Below are 15,352 nucleotides of genomic sequence, written 5' to 3'. Positions count from 1 at the left end.
TCAGATCGCACTAGTCTCAACTTCGATGAGCGCTGGCATGTTGCTCTCGAATGCACGCTTCAGCGCAGCCTCAAGCTCATCACCGGAATTGCAATGGATTGCGTCGACGCCGTAACCGCGAGCAAGCATGCAAAAGTCAATCCCCGGCACATCCAGCCCTGGAACATTCGTTGCGTTCAGCACGCCGGCAAACCAGCGCAATGCCCCATACGTACCGTTCTTCATAATGACGAAAATCGCGGGAATCTTGTACTGCGCTGCAGTCCAGAGTGCCTGAATGCTGTAGTTCGCCGACCCATCGCCAATGACACCGATCACCCTACGCTCCGGCTTCGCAAGTTGAATCCCCACCGCAGCGGCAAGTGCGAAGCCCAGACCGCCAGCGGCGGCGAAATAGTAGCTTCCTTGCTCTGTCATCCGGAGTCGTTGCCACAGGAGGTTGGTCGTGGACGTGGATTCGTTCACATACACGGCATCGCGAGGCGCAACATGGTTCAATATCTCAAATACCCTTTCCGGCTTGAGCGGGCCAGGTACGTTTGACGCAGGTTCAGGTGTTTGTCGAGCGGTCGGCCGCGCTCGCGTGCATTGCATGACCCGCTCACTGAGCGTGCGGAGTGCTAGCCGGATGTCGGCGACGATTGCATCGCCCATGGGAGCTCTGGTCGCTTCATTAATGTCGCAGGTAATTGCGAACAACCGGGTTCCTTTCGCCAGATATTCGCCAGGCTCATATTGGTGATAGCGAAAAACAGGAGCGCCAACAACGAGCACCAGGTCGTGCCCTTCGAGTATCCGGGAGATGCTTGCAATTCCAGCGGGCAATAGGCCCTGGAAGCAACAATGATCAGTCGGGAAAGAACAACGTGGCGCTGATGGAGCCATCCAGACCGGCATGGACAGCTTCTCAGCCAGCGTCACGGCATAGACATTAGCGTGATTCGCGTCGACATCCGGGCCGACAACCAACGCAGGATTTTTCGCTTCATCCAGCAGTCGCACAAGCTGCCGAAGCGATTCTTCGGGGAGAGCCCCGGCTGTTTGCACGCGGCGAGAAACGAGGTGCTCCGCGCCTTGGCTTGCCTCCTTGCTCCAGTCATCGTAGGGCACTGAGACGTAAACTGGCCCCGGCGCGGGAGAAGCAGCCATATGAATCGCCCGGCTCAGAGCAAGCGGCACCTCTTGCGCGCTACTAGGCTCTGCGCTCCATTTCACCAATGGGCGCGGCAGCGCCGCCGAATCAACATTTGCTAGCAGTGCTTCAACGCCAATCATTGCTCGAACTTGCTGACCCGCTGTCACCACAAGTGGAGTATGGGAGTTCCAGGCGTTGGCCAAAGCGCCCATCGCATTGCCGGTCCCAGCAGCAGAATGGAGGTTCACGAACCCTGGCCGGCCGGTAGCTTGAGCATAGCCGTCCGCCATCCCAACGACCGCCCCTTCATGCAAACCCAGAATGTATCGAAAGTCGCTCGGGAACTCGCTGAGGAACGGTAACTCGTTTGACCCGGGATTCCCAAAAAACGTTGTCAGTCCTTGCGCTCGAAGGATGTCGTAGCAGGCTTTATGCACAGTAGTCATTCAGAATTCCTCTTTATTTAATAGGTATGTCAAACGGAGGATTCACGCGAGGCAAACATCTCGTGCGCTGCAACTGACGCTCGCAATCACCCAGGTCTGGTCGATCATTGGTGAGTCCAGTGCGCCGTCCTCAATCCCCGCCCCGCTCATTGGAGCGGAGACTCGTTGCCATGCCCAATTCGTGCCGATTCACCGTTGGTGGCGACGCCTTACTTTCTGAGACAGCCCAATGTGGGAGATCACTCCTCACGCCACGTCGAGTCCCGCTCGACGTCATGCGTAATCCTTCCAGTCATTTCCCGCGCTCAGCGTCGGTTCCGCTGGCATTTGAGGGGCTGATAGTTAGCCGAAAGATCCTAACTGGGCAGGGGAACAACCCTCGCTTTTGGAACAGAGCCGCAATGCGGGCGCCGCCGCGAGGACCGCTTCGCCGATGCCTACCCCTTGGAAGGAGACGGGCTGGGCCGGTGCTGCGCACGGCCACCGGTTCCCCGGACGAGTGCGATAGCAAACGCTGCCACGATTCCAGGAATCGCGAACGCCATGAACGTCGACGACGTCGGTAGTTGCAGACCGACCAGATAGCCGCCCACCGCAGGGCCCGCCACTGCACCAAATCGCCCACACGAGCCGGCCCAGCTCACAGCCGTCGAGCGGATAGATGCCGGGTAGTATTGCGCTGCGAACGAGTGAAGAATGCAAAGCGTTCCAATCGTCGACGCACCGCCAAGCATCAGCAACGCCGTTTGAAACCACGCAGGCTGGGGATATCCCAGTAGACCAATCGATACGAACGACAGAACGAAGAACAGCACCAATGCGGTACGCCCGCTTATCTTGTCTGCGAGGACGCCGCTCACAGATGCGCCGACGAATGCACCAGCATTGAGCATGAGGAAAAACGTCAGACTCGAATTTGCCGTATAGCCATGTTTGACCATCAACGTCGGAATCCATGTACTGAGACCGTACACCATGAACATGCACATTCCGAACGACAGCCAAAGAAGAGGTGTCGACACGATGCGACCTTCCGCAAATAATCTTGCGACTTTTGACAAGGCCGCCTCACGTTGGCCGCCGGAACGCGCTTTGACCAGTGACGTAACGTCCCCGCGAAATCCAGGTGCAACCTTGAGCAAAACCCGGGAAGCGTCATCGAATCGGCCTTGGGTGAGAAGAAAGGAAGCGGATTCGGGCAAGAAGATGTGGATGAACGGAACGAGGAGTAGCGACAGACCACCGAGTAAGAAATCGCCTCGCCAACCGTAAACCGGTGTGATCGTCATTCCGACGGCAGCTGCGATGATGCCGCCAATCGAAAAACAGCTAAGCATCGCCGTAACCATCAGATTGCGATGCTTTTTGGGTGACATCTCAGAAGTCATTGCCACGATATTCGGCGAAAGACCTCCGATCCCAAATCCAGTCAGGAAGCGCCAGACGATGAAGGAAACAGGATTCTGGCTCAACGCGGACCCTACCACCGCGACACTAAAGACAACAAGCGATACCTGAATGATGGTTTTCCGCCCGAATCTATCCGACGAACTGCCAAGCAGGATAGCGCCCACCATCATCCCGAAGAGCGCGCTACTTCCCATGAAACCCGCGTACACGGAGGATAAGGACCACTCCTTGACTATATGCTGTAAAACCGAACCATAGATGACGAGGTCATATCCGTCGAACGTCATCAGCATCGAACAGCAGACGAATACCAGCAAGTGGTACCGATTTATCCTTGCGTCCTCAAGTGCGTCACACGTTACGTCCCACATGTTTGTCTCCGGTGCTCGCTAAGGAGCCAGTCAATCGATTTCTTGTGTAAAACCGCAATTGGTCGGATAGGCCTTGCAGCAGGAGCGGAACCGCCGTTGCGCAAAGCGTCGGCCGACACCCTGCATCCGTACGTTGGCTCCTACCCTTGCTCGGCGGGTGGCTCAACTTTAGAGAGCCAATATCTCGAAGGGCAACGCCCGCCGGCGAACGCCGATTTCGTCTTTTACGAAAGCCTCGAAAGGTTAAAAATCCACGAACAACGACCGTACGGCTGCCAAGGTCGGCGCATTGTTAACGCCAGACGGCCGCGCTACAATGGGGCATGAACGAAAACGTGGATCTCGTCACACTTCGGGTGGTGGTTGCCGCTGCGGACCTCGGGTCAATCAGTGCGGCCAGTCACAGTCTCGATCTGGCCGTTGCTGCGGCCAGTGCGCGGGTGTCAGCGCTGGAGGAATACCTCGCCTTTAAGGTGTTCGAACGATCCCCGCGTGGCGTTTATCTGACACCAAACGGCCACATGCTGGTTGAGCGCGCACGAGCGCTGCTCCTTGACGCCGACCGTCTGTCGGCCGACCTTCGCGATTACGGGCGCGGTCTTCAGGGCCACGTACGAGTGCTTGCGAACAGTTCCTCGTTACTAGAAGTGTTGCCGCAAGTATTGAGAACGTTTCAGGCGGAATTTCCCCTGATACAGGTTCAGCTGGACGAGTGCGGTAGCCCGGAAGTCCCCGTTGCCCTGCTCGAGGGCCGTGCTGATATCGGCATAGTCGATCTCTCAACTGCCCCGAACGGGCTTGAATTCTTTGATTTCTTCGACGACACGCTCGTTCTCGTCACGCCTGCTGACCATAAACTCGCACTCCTGCAGCATGCGTCACTTCACGACGCCTTGGACTCAGATTTCATAATGCTGGCAAACGCAACGGCGCTATCGAATCGGCTTACTGCTGCCGCTGCGCAGGCCGGGAAGCCAATCCGAATCAGGATGCGAATGCGCAGTTTCGATGCGGTCACCCGCATGGTTGCCGCTGGACTTGGCGTCGGAGTCTTGCCCTACGAGGCCGTTGCTCCCCAACGTACGGTGCTCCCCATAAAAACGGTACCGCTCGATGATGCGTGGGCTCGCCGGACACATCGGATTGCGACCCGGCTCGGCGGTTACCTGTCGCCGGCTTCGCGCAAATTACTCGAAGCGCTTCGAGAGTATTCACGAAACAGTCGTGCACACTCCTCGTGAAATGAAGTTGATTTCGTCATTGGCGAAGACCGCGTTCGCCTACCGTACTTTCTAAGCAGAATCCCGGCTCCTTATACTGACTCGTGCCTTATGGAGCCAATATGAAAATTACCCGAATCGCCGCCACTCCGCTTAGTTTGCCTGTTTCCGTATCTGCGGCTGGCCGCAAAAAGGAAACCAATCTCTCGGTCTGCATCGTAGACGTGGAAACTGATGCTGGCATCATCGGCACAGGCATGACTTCAATCACAGAAGAAGAAGTCATCGCCAGTATCATCAATGATGTGATTGCGCCAAACCTTGTAGGCCTTGATCCCATCTGCAATGAGCAGATCTGGGAAAAGCTGTACTGGTTGCTAACTCCTCGCGGACAGTCGGGATACGCGAGTCACGCGATTTCTGCCGTCGACCTCGCGCTATGGGACATCAAAGGCAAGGCATTCAATGAACCGTGCTGGCGCCTGCTCGGTGGTGCCCGGTCTGAAGTACCGGTTTATGCCACGTTCGGTTTCAACTTTTTCGATCGGAATGAGCTTGCAGAAGCCGCGAAAACATGGGTGGAACGTGGCTTCACCCGACTGAAAATGACCGTAGGCCATCATGCACTTGCCCGCCGTGATGAGCCGCGTCCGCTGGATAGCGTCATTGCTGAAGACGTAAAACGCGTTCAGGCGGTTCGCGATGCAGTAGGCCCTGACGTGCAACTCTACATCGATGCAAATTGTGGTCTTGATTACTACCACGCGCTTTCCCTTGCGCGCCGACTCGAACAATACGACATCTCCTTCTTTGAAGAGCCTATCTCTCACAACGATATTCCCAATCTGACGAAGCTCAGGCAGAAGACGTCGATTCCTCTGGCGTGCGGCCAAAATGAAGGGCTTGCGACTCGCTTCCGGGACCTGCTTGTAGCACAAGCCGTCGACGTTGTGCAGCCCAACGCATGTATCAGCGGGGGCTATACACAATGTCTGCGCATTGCCGGATTGGCAAACGCCTTCAACACCCGGTTCGCAAATGGCGGCGCCTGGCCCCATCACAACATGCACTTGCACGCCGGACTGGCCAATGGGTCCCTCGTCGAGTATCACTCTGTCGCTGTAGAGTGTTGCCAACTCGTGTTCGACGGCCTCCCCGTTCCTGAAGCTGGCGTACTTAACCTTCCTGACGCACCCGGACTTGGCTTTACGCCGAATCGCGATCGGATGGCGGAACTGGCTAAACGCCCGCTTTCGCGCGGTCTCGGTAAGCATTGAGCCGAGGCTCCCTTTTGCACGAGCAATCGCTAGAGACAGATTGATGAAAGACGCCATTATCCCCATCGAGATGCTATTGGCCACGACAGCCAAAGTGCTGTGTTCGGCCGTTTTCATTTCCGGCCGAGATCCGGAAGAGGCTTTCCGTAACAGTGCACCCTGGGCCCTGCATGCCTTCCAGCTTCCTGAGGCACTAACCGAAATAGCTCGATGGAAGGTAGATGGCGCCGCCCGCCGAGTCGAAGTTTCCGTCACTTTGGGCGATTCGCAGGTAAGAACGCTTATCGACAGTCACTGCAGCGCACATCCGGAATTTGATGCGGATTGGACTGCAGAAGCGACGAGACTTAAGAGCCTTGGGACCGTCACTCGTACGGCGCAGTACACCGGTGACCAGGGCACTATCATCATGCCGGAGGACGGGCAGCTTCATCTTCACTTCTCCCCAATCGATGTGGCGCGCAGACAGACTGATAGCGGCGAGTGGCTCGTAGATCCGAGCAACGAAGGCACAAAGGTCAGCGAGAGCATGAAGCAGGAAGTCGAATATGCGCTTTGTGACGCCTTTGCCGACCGAACCGCGCAACATGCCGCCGTCGTAGTCGTCAAACACGGGCGGATTGTCGGAGAAATGTACGCCGATAGCATTCACCGCGATATGCCGCTCGAGAGTTGGTCGATGGGGAAAAGTGTGCTTTGCACGTTCATCGGCCTACTGGTTCAGGATGGAAAACTCTCTCTTGATGATCCTGCACCAATACCGGCATGGCGCGATAGTGGCGATGACCGGCGCAATATCACACTGCGGCATTTGCTGAACATGTCGAGCGGATTGAAGTGCGAAGGCGCCGAAGAGCCGCGGACCGCTTGGTCCACGGGTGTTCCCGAGCACTTCTACCCATATGCGAGCGCTATCAACGTAGAAGACTTTGCAACGCAAAGACCGTCAGAATTCCCACCCGCGACCGTCGGTCGTTACAGAAATTGCGATACGTTGTCCCTTTCTGCGATTTACTTCAATACGATACGCACTCTCGGGTTGGACCCGCTTTCATGGCCCCAAAGCAATCTCTTCGACCGCATCGGCATGCGAGGTCTGATACACGAGACTGATCGCTGGGGCCGATTCATCATTAGCGGCTTCAACTACGGAACCGCACGAGATTGGGCACGCCTGGGTCAGCTCTATCTGCAGGATGGGAACTGGAACGGGACGCAGGTCCTATCGAACGAATGGGTCCAGTTTGTCCGCACTCCCGCCCCCGCCTGGGCCAAGCAAAACTATGGCGCGCAATTCCTGTTGAATACGACGCGTGAGTTCTGTCTGCCAAATGATGCGTTCTTTATGGCCGGTGGCGGTGGTCAACACGTATTCATCGTCCCCAGCCTTGATCTTGTCGTTGTCCGGATGGGCCACGCTCGTGGTTACGCAGCAAGCAAAACCAACGTGGACGGTCTCTTGCAGGGCGTCCTCCGCGCGCTGCATACGTAATTTCGTTTCCCTGCGAGCATTAAACAGGATCGCAAAAGCTCCCCCGAACCACGCTTTGTTGATTGGCCCGCTTCGAGGGAGCGACGAGCCACAATGCGATGAGTCGTGGAAACCACGCTTTGGCCAGGCAAGATGGAATCGCGCTCCGCTTTGCGAACGCCCGGGAGGCTTGCGGTCAGCCAACTGCTCAAACTCCCACCACCTACCGCAAGATCACCTCTTTTCGATTGACGTCTTGTCAGGCCTCGCCCTACGAATTCGGAGGCAATACCCACCAAACGTCAACGATTGAAAGCGCTTCGCATCTTCCATCTGCGTTTCTTTTCTGATTTCGCCATTGACGAAACCTCCGTTCGGCCTTCGTGCTTGCCTCACGAATTTTTGACTTCTTAGAGTGTGACTGTTGCACCGATTCGGATGTTAAATCGCGTTTCCTAACAGGGTCGGCTGCACGAGCCACCACTAATACCCGTTGCCAAGAAAAAGGAAGAATCGTGTGGGCCCGTCGTCAGACAGTTATTTTTATGACTTTAATCCGCGTACTGAATTAGTAGACCTTAACGCAATAAATCAAGTTCTGGGCAGAAAAAAGTAGCGTGCCGACCAGGCTTCCGACACTTGCTATGACAGTGATTCCATTTCTTAAAAGGGGAGATTTTATGAGACTGGCACCGACATTTTATATGAAGGCGGGAATGGCGCTTACGGCCCTTGGTTGCGCTTCAGGCGCTCAGGCACAGAGTTCCGTCACCCTGTACGGCATTCTTGACACCAGCGTCGCATATATCCACAACAGCGGTTGGCATTCGACACAGATAACGATGACGCCCGTTGCCGCTGGACCGCGGTGGGGTATGAAGGGCTCCGAAGACCTTGGGGGCGGCCTGAAGGCAATCTTTACGCTAGAGAGCGGCTTTAATGTAGGCAACGGCCAGATGAGCGGGTCGAATGTCCTTTTCGGACGTTCAGCATACGTTGGTCTTTCCAGCGAGAAACTCGGCTCGCTTACCCTCGGGCGTCAATATGATCCGGTCACCGATCAGGTTCAACCACTGACAGCAGACTGGGTCTTCGGGCCAATCGCAGCCACCCCGGGGGATGTAGACAACTATGATGACTCGGCTCGCTTTAGCAATGCAGTCAAGTGGACGAGCGCAACCTATCAAGGTGTTCAACTTGAAGCTATGTATGCGCTGGGTGGCCTCGCAGGAGCGACGGGCTCCGGTCAAACGTGGTCTGGAGCCCTTGGATATCACACCGGCCCGTTTTCTTTCGGAGGAGGTTACATACATATCGATAATGGAAACGCCGCTTTCGCCTCAAGAGGGAAATCAACCGGTGATTCGCTGTTTAATAGTCCCGCGAATGCCGGATATCAAAGCGCACGCTCTGTCAACATCGCACGGGTCGGTGGTATGTACCAAGCGAACGGGCTCCAGGTGGGTGCCGCTTACAGCTACTCCTCCTATAATCGCGATGGCGCGTCTACTTTTGCGGAGGATGAAAAATTCCACAATGGTTCTGTATATGCCGCTTACACCATGACTGCGCCCTTACGAATCGGTGCGGGCTACAGCTACACTAGGGCGCTAGGGGATTCTTCGGCGAAGTATCATGCGTTCGTGGTTGGGGCGATTTACTCGTTGAGTAAACGAACGTCCGTCTATTCGATGGCCGCGCATGTACACGCAATCGGTGAGCAGCGAAACGGTGAAGGTTCCCTGCAACCGGCGCAGGCTGTAGTCGGCTCTTTCGATATTGCGTCGGGCGCGAGCACACAACAGATCGTCGCCGTAGGCATCACTCACGCATTCTAGGTCCACATCGAGGCAGGGATGCGTTTAAGAGGAACGCATGTGTTTGCCCTGCACGGGAGACCAGAAGCTGATGCCTGGTAGAACTGTCGCTGCTCATGTGGACAAACACGCGCGGTACACCCAGACGAGCCGCGTAGTGGTCGTATCGTCGCCCTCTTGTCTTCCACAGGCTCGCGGCGACAACCTCGCAACGCACTTGCTAGCGCGTTGAGGGAATCTCTGCGACTGGGGTGCCGTCCGGGCACAGGCTGAAGGTAAAAGTCTAAAGGTGGGTTCGTGATGTTGTATTGGGTAGGGCGCCTCGTTGCGACTTCCGATTGGTCCAAAGCGGACGCGCAATCCGGAGACGCCTCACGTGTCTTGTTGCAAGGTCTCGAAACATTCATCAGCCGAGGCATGCTTCTCACGTGTCATGCGCTTCGGGATGTCGAAATCTGGAGGTGAAGTAACTCTGACACTATCAAGCGTTTCCCTATACGCAGATACGAAGACCTGTCTCACGCACGTCGGCTTTACCCTGCGAATGAGGACTACGCCTCGTGATTTGCTGCTCCAGACGCTTGCTTCAATTTGACGAACAGGCCGTGTAACGGCCGCGTCCCGACTCAGGCCAGATTTCGTTTGTCACTGCAATACAGTTCGACGACACGTCCAGTCCAGATTTCTTTGTAACTGGCAAAATTACCAAGAATGCCAGTTTACTTAAAAATCAAACACTTATCGAGAAACGTCAGGACAGGTTTTGTTTGTAACTGACCACATCGGGCAAATGCGGCAACGCACGCGCCAGCGCGGGTTGAATCGAACGGTCGATCACCGCGCGCGTCAACGTAACGATCTCGCCCGCGAAGTCGTCCCATTCGCCTTGCCGGTGCAGCACAAAAAAATCGCGCCGCCCGAGACGCCCCGAAGGCAGCGGCAATACGGCAATCTCGTCGAGATAATGACGCGCCTGCCACAAGCACAGCGGCGTCGAAATCGCGAAGCCGAGACGCGCCGATACGAGACTCAATAGCGGATCAGTCGCGTCGAACTCATAGCGACGCGGGCTATCGATACCCAGGTGCCGCGCAAAGCGCTCCACCTGCTGTCCAATCACCGAGCGCGCCGTGTAGCGGATCAGCGGCAGTTCGGCCGCCAGCGTGCGCCAGTCGATCTGCGCGCGGCCTGCTATATGACTACGCGCCACTACTGCGACGAACGCCTCGGAAAACAGCGGCACTTCGACGATGCGCGCGTCGTTCAGCGTCGTCTGCGTACACACAGCGATATCGAGTTCGCGATCATGCAACTGCTTCGACAAACCCGGCGTAAGCCCTGACCACAGCGAAATCTGCCGCGTCGAATTGGACACAGCGCGGATCAGTTCGGGACCGACCGTTGCTGCAAACGAATCGACGCAACCCAGCCGCACAGGCAATTTGCCGGCATTGGACGCATCGCCGATCCGCGTGGTCACCATCTGCGCATGCTCCAGCAGCGGCCCGGCCAGTTCCAGCAACGCGCGGCCCGCGATATTCGGGCGCGGCGGGCGGCTGTCGCGGTCGAACAGCGTCATGCCCTGCTCGCGTTCGAGCGCCGATACGGCCTGGCTGATCGCGCTCTGGCTCACGCCGAGTTGCTTCGCGGCGCCCGTCATCGAGCCTGTCTCGCAGACGGCGACGAAGGCCTGCAGCGCGCGCAGATCGATTGGCGTTTGGGTTCGTCTCATCGTGACTCCGGTATCGAAGGCGGCCAGCACGCGCCGCCCGGCGACGACGCATGGTGCCGCGTCAAAAACGTCCCACGCTCACGATGAGCGTTTTCGGGCACGCAGCATAAGTTTGCCTAATACAAAATTCGAGCGCGATCTGGCTTTCTAGAATCGGCGTCATTGCCCTTCCAGAGGTCTCCATGAGCCACTATGACTTTGTCGTGATCGGCGCCGGCGTGATCGGTGCGTCGGTTGCCCACCATCTCGCCGCGCTTGGCGCGAAAAGCGTGCTCGTGCTCGAACGCGGCACGATCGGCGCGGGCACCACGTCGCAATCGTCGGGCTTGCTGCGCACGCATTATTCCGTCCGTCAGAACGTCGAGCTGGCGCGTTCGTCGTGGTGGGCGTTCAACAACTTCGCCGAGTACGTCGGCGACGACGAAGCGTCGTGCGGCCTCGTCAAATGCGGCTACATGATCTGCGCGCCGGGCGGCGACAAGCTCGATCCGCTGCGCGCGTCGCTCGATGCACAACGCGACATGGGTATCGAAGTGCAGTTGTTGAACCGCGACGAAGCGCGCGAGCGCCTGCCTATCGCCAGCTTCGACGATGCCGCGCTGATCGGCTACGAGCCCGAAGCCGGTTTCGCCGATGCGTATCTGGTTGCGACCAGCTTCGCGAGATCGGCGCGCCGCCGCGGTGTGAAGATCATCGAAGGCGCGACGGTGACGGGCGTGATCCGCGAAGGACGGCGCGTGGTCGGTGTCGAAACCAGTGCGGGCAACTTCAGTTGCGGCACGCTGATCAGCACACAGAACATCTGGACGCCCGAACTGGCCGGCTGGATCGGCGTGCCGTTGCCCGTCAAGCCGGAGCGTCACACCGTCCTCGCGCTCGAATGCGATGAAGGTGCCTACACGTTCAGGATGCCCGCGTTCAAGGATCTCGGCTCGCCCGGCATGCTGTACTTCCGCAGCTATGGCGGCAGTCAGATGCTGGTTTCCGAAGGTGTGGTCGGCGAGACGCTGAATGCACCCGAGACCGAACAGGGCGACATCTCACTCGATTACGTCGCCGAAGTCGGCGCGCAGGTGGCCGAACGTTTTCCGGCTTATGAAACGGCAGGACTTGCATCGTCGTGGACGGGCGTGTACGACGTCACGCCCGACTGGAATCCCGTGCTCGGCAGCGTTGGCGATGTTGAAGGGCTGGTGGTCGGCTTTGGCTTCTCGGGCCACGGCTTCAAGCTCTCGCCTGGTATCGGCAAGCTGCTCGCGCAGCATGCGCTCGGCCAGCCGACGGATGTTTCGCTTGCGCCTTATGCGCTCGACCGCTTTTCAACGGGCGCCTTGCTCGTCGGCAAGTACGGCTCGGGCGCCGTGTCCTGATTTCGTGGAGTCCGTCATGTCCATCAAGATTCTGGTTCCCGTCAAACGCGTGGTCGATCCGAACGTGCGCGTGCGCGTCAGCGCGGCCGGTTCGATCGATACCAACGGCTTGAAGATGTCGCTCAATCCGTTCGACGAATGCGCCGTCGAAAAAGCCCTGCAACTCAAGGAAGCGGGACACGCGACGCACGTGACCGTCCTTACCTGCGGACAGGCGAACTGTCAGGACGTGTTGCGCACCGCGCTCGCGATGGGTGCCGACGACGCCGTACTGCTCGATACAGGCGAAGCCACCGCGACACTCGATTCACTCGCCGTTGCGCGTCTGTTGCATGCGTATCTGTCGGCGCACGACGGCTATGGTCTCGTGCTGTGCGGCAAGCAGGCCATCGACGACGACACGGGCGGCGTCGCTGCGATGCTCGCAGGCCTGCTCGACTGGCCGCAGGCGCTCGACGCAAGCGCCATCGAATCAGCCGCCGGCGACTGGCGCGTCACCTGCGGCGACGATGCAGGCACGGCGACGTTGCATCTGCAAGGCGCCGCCGTTGTCAGCGCCGATCTGCGGCTTGCCGAACCGCGCCGCGTGACCTTGCCGAGCATCGTCAAGGCGAAGCAGAAGCCGCTCAAGACCATCGACGCAAGCGTGTTCAACGTGGATCTTGCGCCACGGACCCGCGTCGTCGGTTTGAGCGATCCACCTGCGCGGCAGGCGGGCGTGAAAGTCGCCGATACTGCCGCGCTGATCGAAGCCATCGCCGCGCAGCGCGTGTTCGAACAAACAGGAGTGACCGCATGAAATCGCTCGTTCTGGTGGAGTCCGATAACGGCGTCGTCAGCGACGCGACCTTGCGCGCGATCGGCGCGGCAACACTTGCTGGCAAGCCGGTTGATCTGCTTGCCTTCGATGCAGTCGCTGCGCAAGCAGCCGCGCGTATTGCCGGCATCGAACAGGTCTTGCTCGCGGCATTCGATACCGCGCCAACGGCTGAGTCACTGGCCGCTGTGTTGCCCGGTCTCTCCCCACACTACGCGTTGATCGCCGCTGCACATCGCGCGTTGGCGCGCGGCGCGTTTCCACGTGCAGCAGCACGCGCGGGATGCGCGTTTCTCGCCGACGTCACAGGTGTTTCAAGCGATGGCCACTTCGTGCGCGGTATGTACGCAGGCAGCGTGGTGGCGAATGTCGCGAGCGAAAACGTGCTGACGTTCGCGACGTTTCGCGCGTCGTCGTTTGCGCCCGTTGCACGCGAGGGCGGACAGGCCGACATCGTGACGCTCGACGCACCGCACGTGTACAGCAAAACCATGCTGATCGAACGCCAGGCGGCGCAACAGTCGGGGCAGGATCTGTCGGGCGCGCGCGTGGTCGTGGCAGGCGGACGCGGCCTCGCATCGAAGGAAAACATGGCGCGGCTCGGCGAACTGGCGAACAGCATGGGCGCCGCACTGGGTGCGTCGCGTGCTGCCGTCGATGCGGGCTACGCGCCAAACGCCGCGCAGGTGGGACAAACCGGCAAGACGGTCGCACCCGATGTCTATCTGGCTTTCGGCATCTCGGGCGCGATCCAGCATCTGGCCGGCATGAAAGACTCGAAGATGATCGTTGCCGTCAACAAGGACCCCGACGCGCCGATCTTCTCGATTGCGGACGTCTGCCTGGTCGGCGATCTGTTCGAGACGGTCAGCGGACTCGAAGCGCGCGTCGGCGCAAGGAGCGCGTGATGATCGACACGCTGTTATCGGAACGCGTGCCGACCCGGCGTCATCGCACCAAGGGTACGCTGGCGCAGCCTTCGCACGCATCGATCCGTTTCTTCGACTGCACGAGCCTCGCGCCCGAGCCATGGGCGAATGGCGGCGGCACGACGCGCACAGTCGCACAGCAGTCCACGGACGATCATGCACTCGACTGGCGCGTCAGCATCGCGACACTGGATGGACCGGCAAAGTTTTCGGTCTTCAGCGGGCTGGATCGCACGCTGGTGCTACTCGACGAAGGCACGGTGGAACTGCATTCGCAGGATGGCGCATCGGTTGCGCGGCCCGGTCAGCCGGTGCAGTTTTCTGGCGACCTGCTGATGTGGGCCAGTATGTCCGTGCGTCCTGTGAACGTGCTCAACGTGATGACACGGCGCGGGGCCTGTCATGCTGCTGTGAGCGTCGCGACGCATTCGATGCGCGTTTCGCCGGCATCGACCCATCTCCTGCTCTGTGTCGCGGGCGAGTGGCGCGTTGGGAGCAGTTTGCTCAACAGCGTGTCGCTTCAACCGATGACGGGCATCTGGCTCGAAGGCCGTCGCGAAGAGATCGATCTGCACGCTGTCGGGCTCGGCGCGCGGCTGGTTTCGATCGGTATTGCTGCTGTGGAGCGGTGATCCATGACCGATGCGAACCTGATCACGCGATATGGGCTGCGTGAGTCGATGGAATATGACGTGGTGATAGTGGGTGGCGGGCCTGCGGGGCTGTCGGCCGCTATCCGGCTGAAGCAGCGTGCTGTGGAAAGTGGTGTCGAGATCGGCGTCTGCGTGCTGGAGAACGGCTCGGAGATCGGCGCGCATATTCTCTCGGGCGCTGTGATGGATCCGCGTGCGCTTTCGGAGTTGATTCCTGACTGGAAGGAAAAAGGCGCGCCGCTGGATGTCGAGGTGACGGAAGACCGCTTCCTGTTTTTGAGTGAAACCGGCGGGAAGTCAGTGCCGAACTGGGCGCTGCCCGACAACTTCAAGAATCACGGCAATTATGTGATTTCACTCGCGAATGTGACGCGCTGGCTGGGTCAGCAGGCGGAATCGCTGGGCGTCGAGATTTTCCCGGGCTTTGCGGCGGCTGAAGTGCTCTACAACGGCGATGGCTCGGTCAAGGGTGTCGCGACGGGCAATCTGGGTATTGGCAAAGACGGCGAGCCGACGGAAAACTTCCAGCTCGGCATGGAGTTGCATGCCAAGTACACGCTGTTCTGCGAAGGCGCGCGCGGGCATCTGGGCCGCCAGCTTTCCGACACGTTCAAGCTGCGTGACGGCGCCGATCCGCAGGTGTATGGCATCGGCATCAAGGAACTGTGGGAAATCGATCCGTCGAAGCACAAGCCGGGTCTGGT

The 15,352-nt window shown here is 58.7% G+C and carries 12 protein-coding genes; 9 read left to right on the top strand and 3 right to left on the bottom strand.

The window, feature by feature from the left end; translation table 11 throughout:
• Positions 1 to 1,581, bottom strand: a complete 1,581-nt coding sequence (gene mdlC, locus DK391_RS08245) for a benzoylformate decarboxylase (RefSeq protein WP_109477519.1) — start codon at positions 1,579 to 1,581, stop codon at positions 1 to 3.
• A gap of 437 nt (positions 1,582 to 2,018) precedes the next feature.
• Positions 2,019 to 3,362, bottom strand: a complete 1,344-nt coding sequence (locus DK391_RS08240; RefSeq protein ID WP_109477518.1) for an aromatic acid/H+ symport family MFS transporter — start codon at positions 3,360 to 3,362, stop codon at positions 2,019 to 2,021.
• 323 nt (positions 3,363 to 3,685) lie between these two features.
• On the opposite strand from DK391_RS08240, the gene DK391_RS08235 reads away from it, so the two are divergent.
• The 4 genes from DK391_RS08235 (at position 3,686) to DK391_RS08220 (ending at position 9,168) form a co-directional block, all read left to right on the top strand.
• Entirely contained in the window at positions 3,686 to 4,603 is a 918-nt protein-coding gene (locus tag DK391_RS08235) for a LysR family transcriptional regulator (protein WP_109477517.1), read from the top strand.
• A gap of 101 nt (positions 4,604 to 4,704) precedes the next feature.
• Positions 4,705 to 5,859 carry a mandelate racemase/muconate lactonizing enzyme family protein gene (locus DK391_RS08230; RefSeq protein ID WP_109477516.1) on the top strand — a complete coding sequence of 385 codons (1,155 nt, stop codon included), beginning with the start codon at positions 4,705 to 4,707 and terminating at the stop codon, positions 5,857 to 5,859.
• 43 nt (positions 5,860 to 5,902) lie between these two features.
• Entirely contained in the window at positions 5,903 to 7,351 is a 1,449-nt protein-coding gene (locus tag DK391_RS08225) for a serine hydrolase (protein ID WP_109477515.1), read from the top strand.
• A gap of 659 nt (positions 7,352 to 8,010) precedes the next feature.
• Positions 8,011 to 9,168: a porin gene (locus DK391_RS08220; protein ID WP_239482755.1), complete on the top strand. Its 1,158-nt coding sequence runs from the start codon at positions 8,011 to 8,013 to the stop codon at positions 9,166 to 9,168.
• Positions 9,169 to 9,898: 730 nt separating this feature from the next.
• Here the strand turns inward: DK391_RS08220 and DK391_RS08215 are convergent.
• The gene (locus DK391_RS08215) at positions 9,899 to 10,879 is read right to left on the bottom strand and encodes a LysR family transcriptional regulator (protein ID WP_109477513.1); all 981 of its coding nucleotides are present in this window, start codon (positions 10,877 to 10,879) and stop codon (positions 9,899 to 9,901) included.
• A gap of 182 nt (positions 10,880 to 11,061) precedes the next feature.
• Here DK391_RS08215 and DK391_RS08210 point away from each other — a divergent pair, with 182 nt between their 5' ends.
• The 5 genes from DK391_RS08210 to DK391_RS08190 form a co-directional block, all read left to right on the top strand.
• Positions 11,062 to 12,249, top strand: coding sequence for an FAD-binding oxidoreductase (locus DK391_RS08210; protein ID WP_109477512.1), 1,188 nt, complete (start codon positions 11,062 to 11,064; stop codon positions 12,247 to 12,249).
• Between the two features lie 22 nt (positions 12,250 to 12,271).
• Positions 12,272 to 13,048 (top strand): electron transfer flavoprotein subunit beta/FixA family protein, encoded by a 777-nt coding sequence (locus tag DK391_RS08205; RefSeq protein ID WP_162600747.1) that lies wholly within the window; start codon positions 12,272 to 12,274, stop codon positions 13,046 to 13,048.
• Positions 13,045 to 13,974 carry an electron transfer flavoprotein subunit alpha/FixB family protein gene (locus tag DK391_RS08200; RefSeq protein WP_109477510.1) on the top strand — a complete coding sequence of 310 codons (930 nt, stop codon included), beginning with the start codon at positions 13,045 to 13,047 and terminating at the stop codon, positions 13,972 to 13,974. The genes DK391_RS08205 and DK391_RS08200 overlap by 4 nt, the downstream gene beginning before the upstream one ends.
• Positions 13,974 to 14,627, top strand: a complete 654-nt coding sequence (locus tag DK391_RS08195; protein ID WP_109477509.1) for a HutD family protein — start codon at positions 13,974 to 13,976, stop codon at positions 14,625 to 14,627. Before DK391_RS08200 ends, DK391_RS08195 begins: the two co-directional genes overlap by 1 nt.
• Before the next feature lie 3 nt (positions 14,628 to 14,630).
• Positions 14,631 to 15,352 (top strand): NAD(P)/FAD-dependent oxidoreductase (locus DK391_RS08190; RefSeq protein ID WP_162600732.1); only part of this gene is annotated, 722 nt, incomplete at its 3' end.

The sequence above is a fragment of the Paraburkholderia sp. C35 genome (assembly GCF_003121405.1).
In the GTDB taxonomy this organism is placed as follows: Bacteria; Pseudomonadota; Gammaproteobacteria; order Burkholderiales; family Burkholderiaceae; genus Paraburkholderia.
Note: the sequence above shows the minus strand (reverse complement) of the source record. Positions and strands in the feature narration are given on the sequence as shown.

Excerpts from the sequence above, each read along its gene's own strand:
- DK391_RS08210 (WP_109477512.1), top strand. The coding sequence starts at position 11,062 with ATGAGCCACTATGACTTTGTCGTGATCGGCGCCGGCGTGATCGGTGCG.
- DK391_RS08230 (WP_109477516.1), top strand. The coding sequence starts at position 4,705 with ATGAAAATTACCCGAATCGCCGCCACTCCGCTTAGTTTGCCTGTTTCC.
- DK391_RS08225 (WP_109477515.1), top strand. The coding sequence starts at position 5,903 with ATGAAAGACGCCATTATCCCCATCGAGATGCTATTGGCCACGACAGCC.
- DK391_RS08220 (WP_239482755.1), top strand. The coding sequence starts at position 8,011 with ATGAGACTGGCACCGACATTTTATATGAAGGCGGGAATGGCGCTTACG.
- DK391_RS08235 (WP_109477517.1), top strand. The coding sequence starts at position 3,686 with ATGAACGAAAACGTGGATCTCGTCACACTTCGGGTGGTGGTTGCCGCT.
- DK391_RS08195 (WP_109477509.1), top strand. The coding sequence starts at position 13,974 with ATGATCGACACGCTGTTATCGGAACGCGTGCCGACCCGGCGTCATCGC.
- DK391_RS08215 (WP_109477513.1), bottom strand. The coding sequence starts at position 10,879 with ATGAGACGAACCCAAACGCCAATCGATCTGCGCGCGCTGCAGGCCTTC.
- mdlC (WP_109477519.1), bottom strand. The coding sequence starts at position 1,581 with ATGACTACTGTGCATAAAGCCTGCTACGACATCCTTCGAGCGCAAGGA.
- DK391_RS08240 (WP_109477518.1), bottom strand. The coding sequence starts at position 3,362 with ATGTGGGACGTAACGTGTGACGCACTTGAGGACGCAAGGATAAATCGG.
- DK391_RS08200 (WP_109477510.1), top strand. The coding sequence starts at position 13,045 with ATGAAATCGCTCGTTCTGGTGGAGTCCGATAACGGCGTCGTCAGCGAC.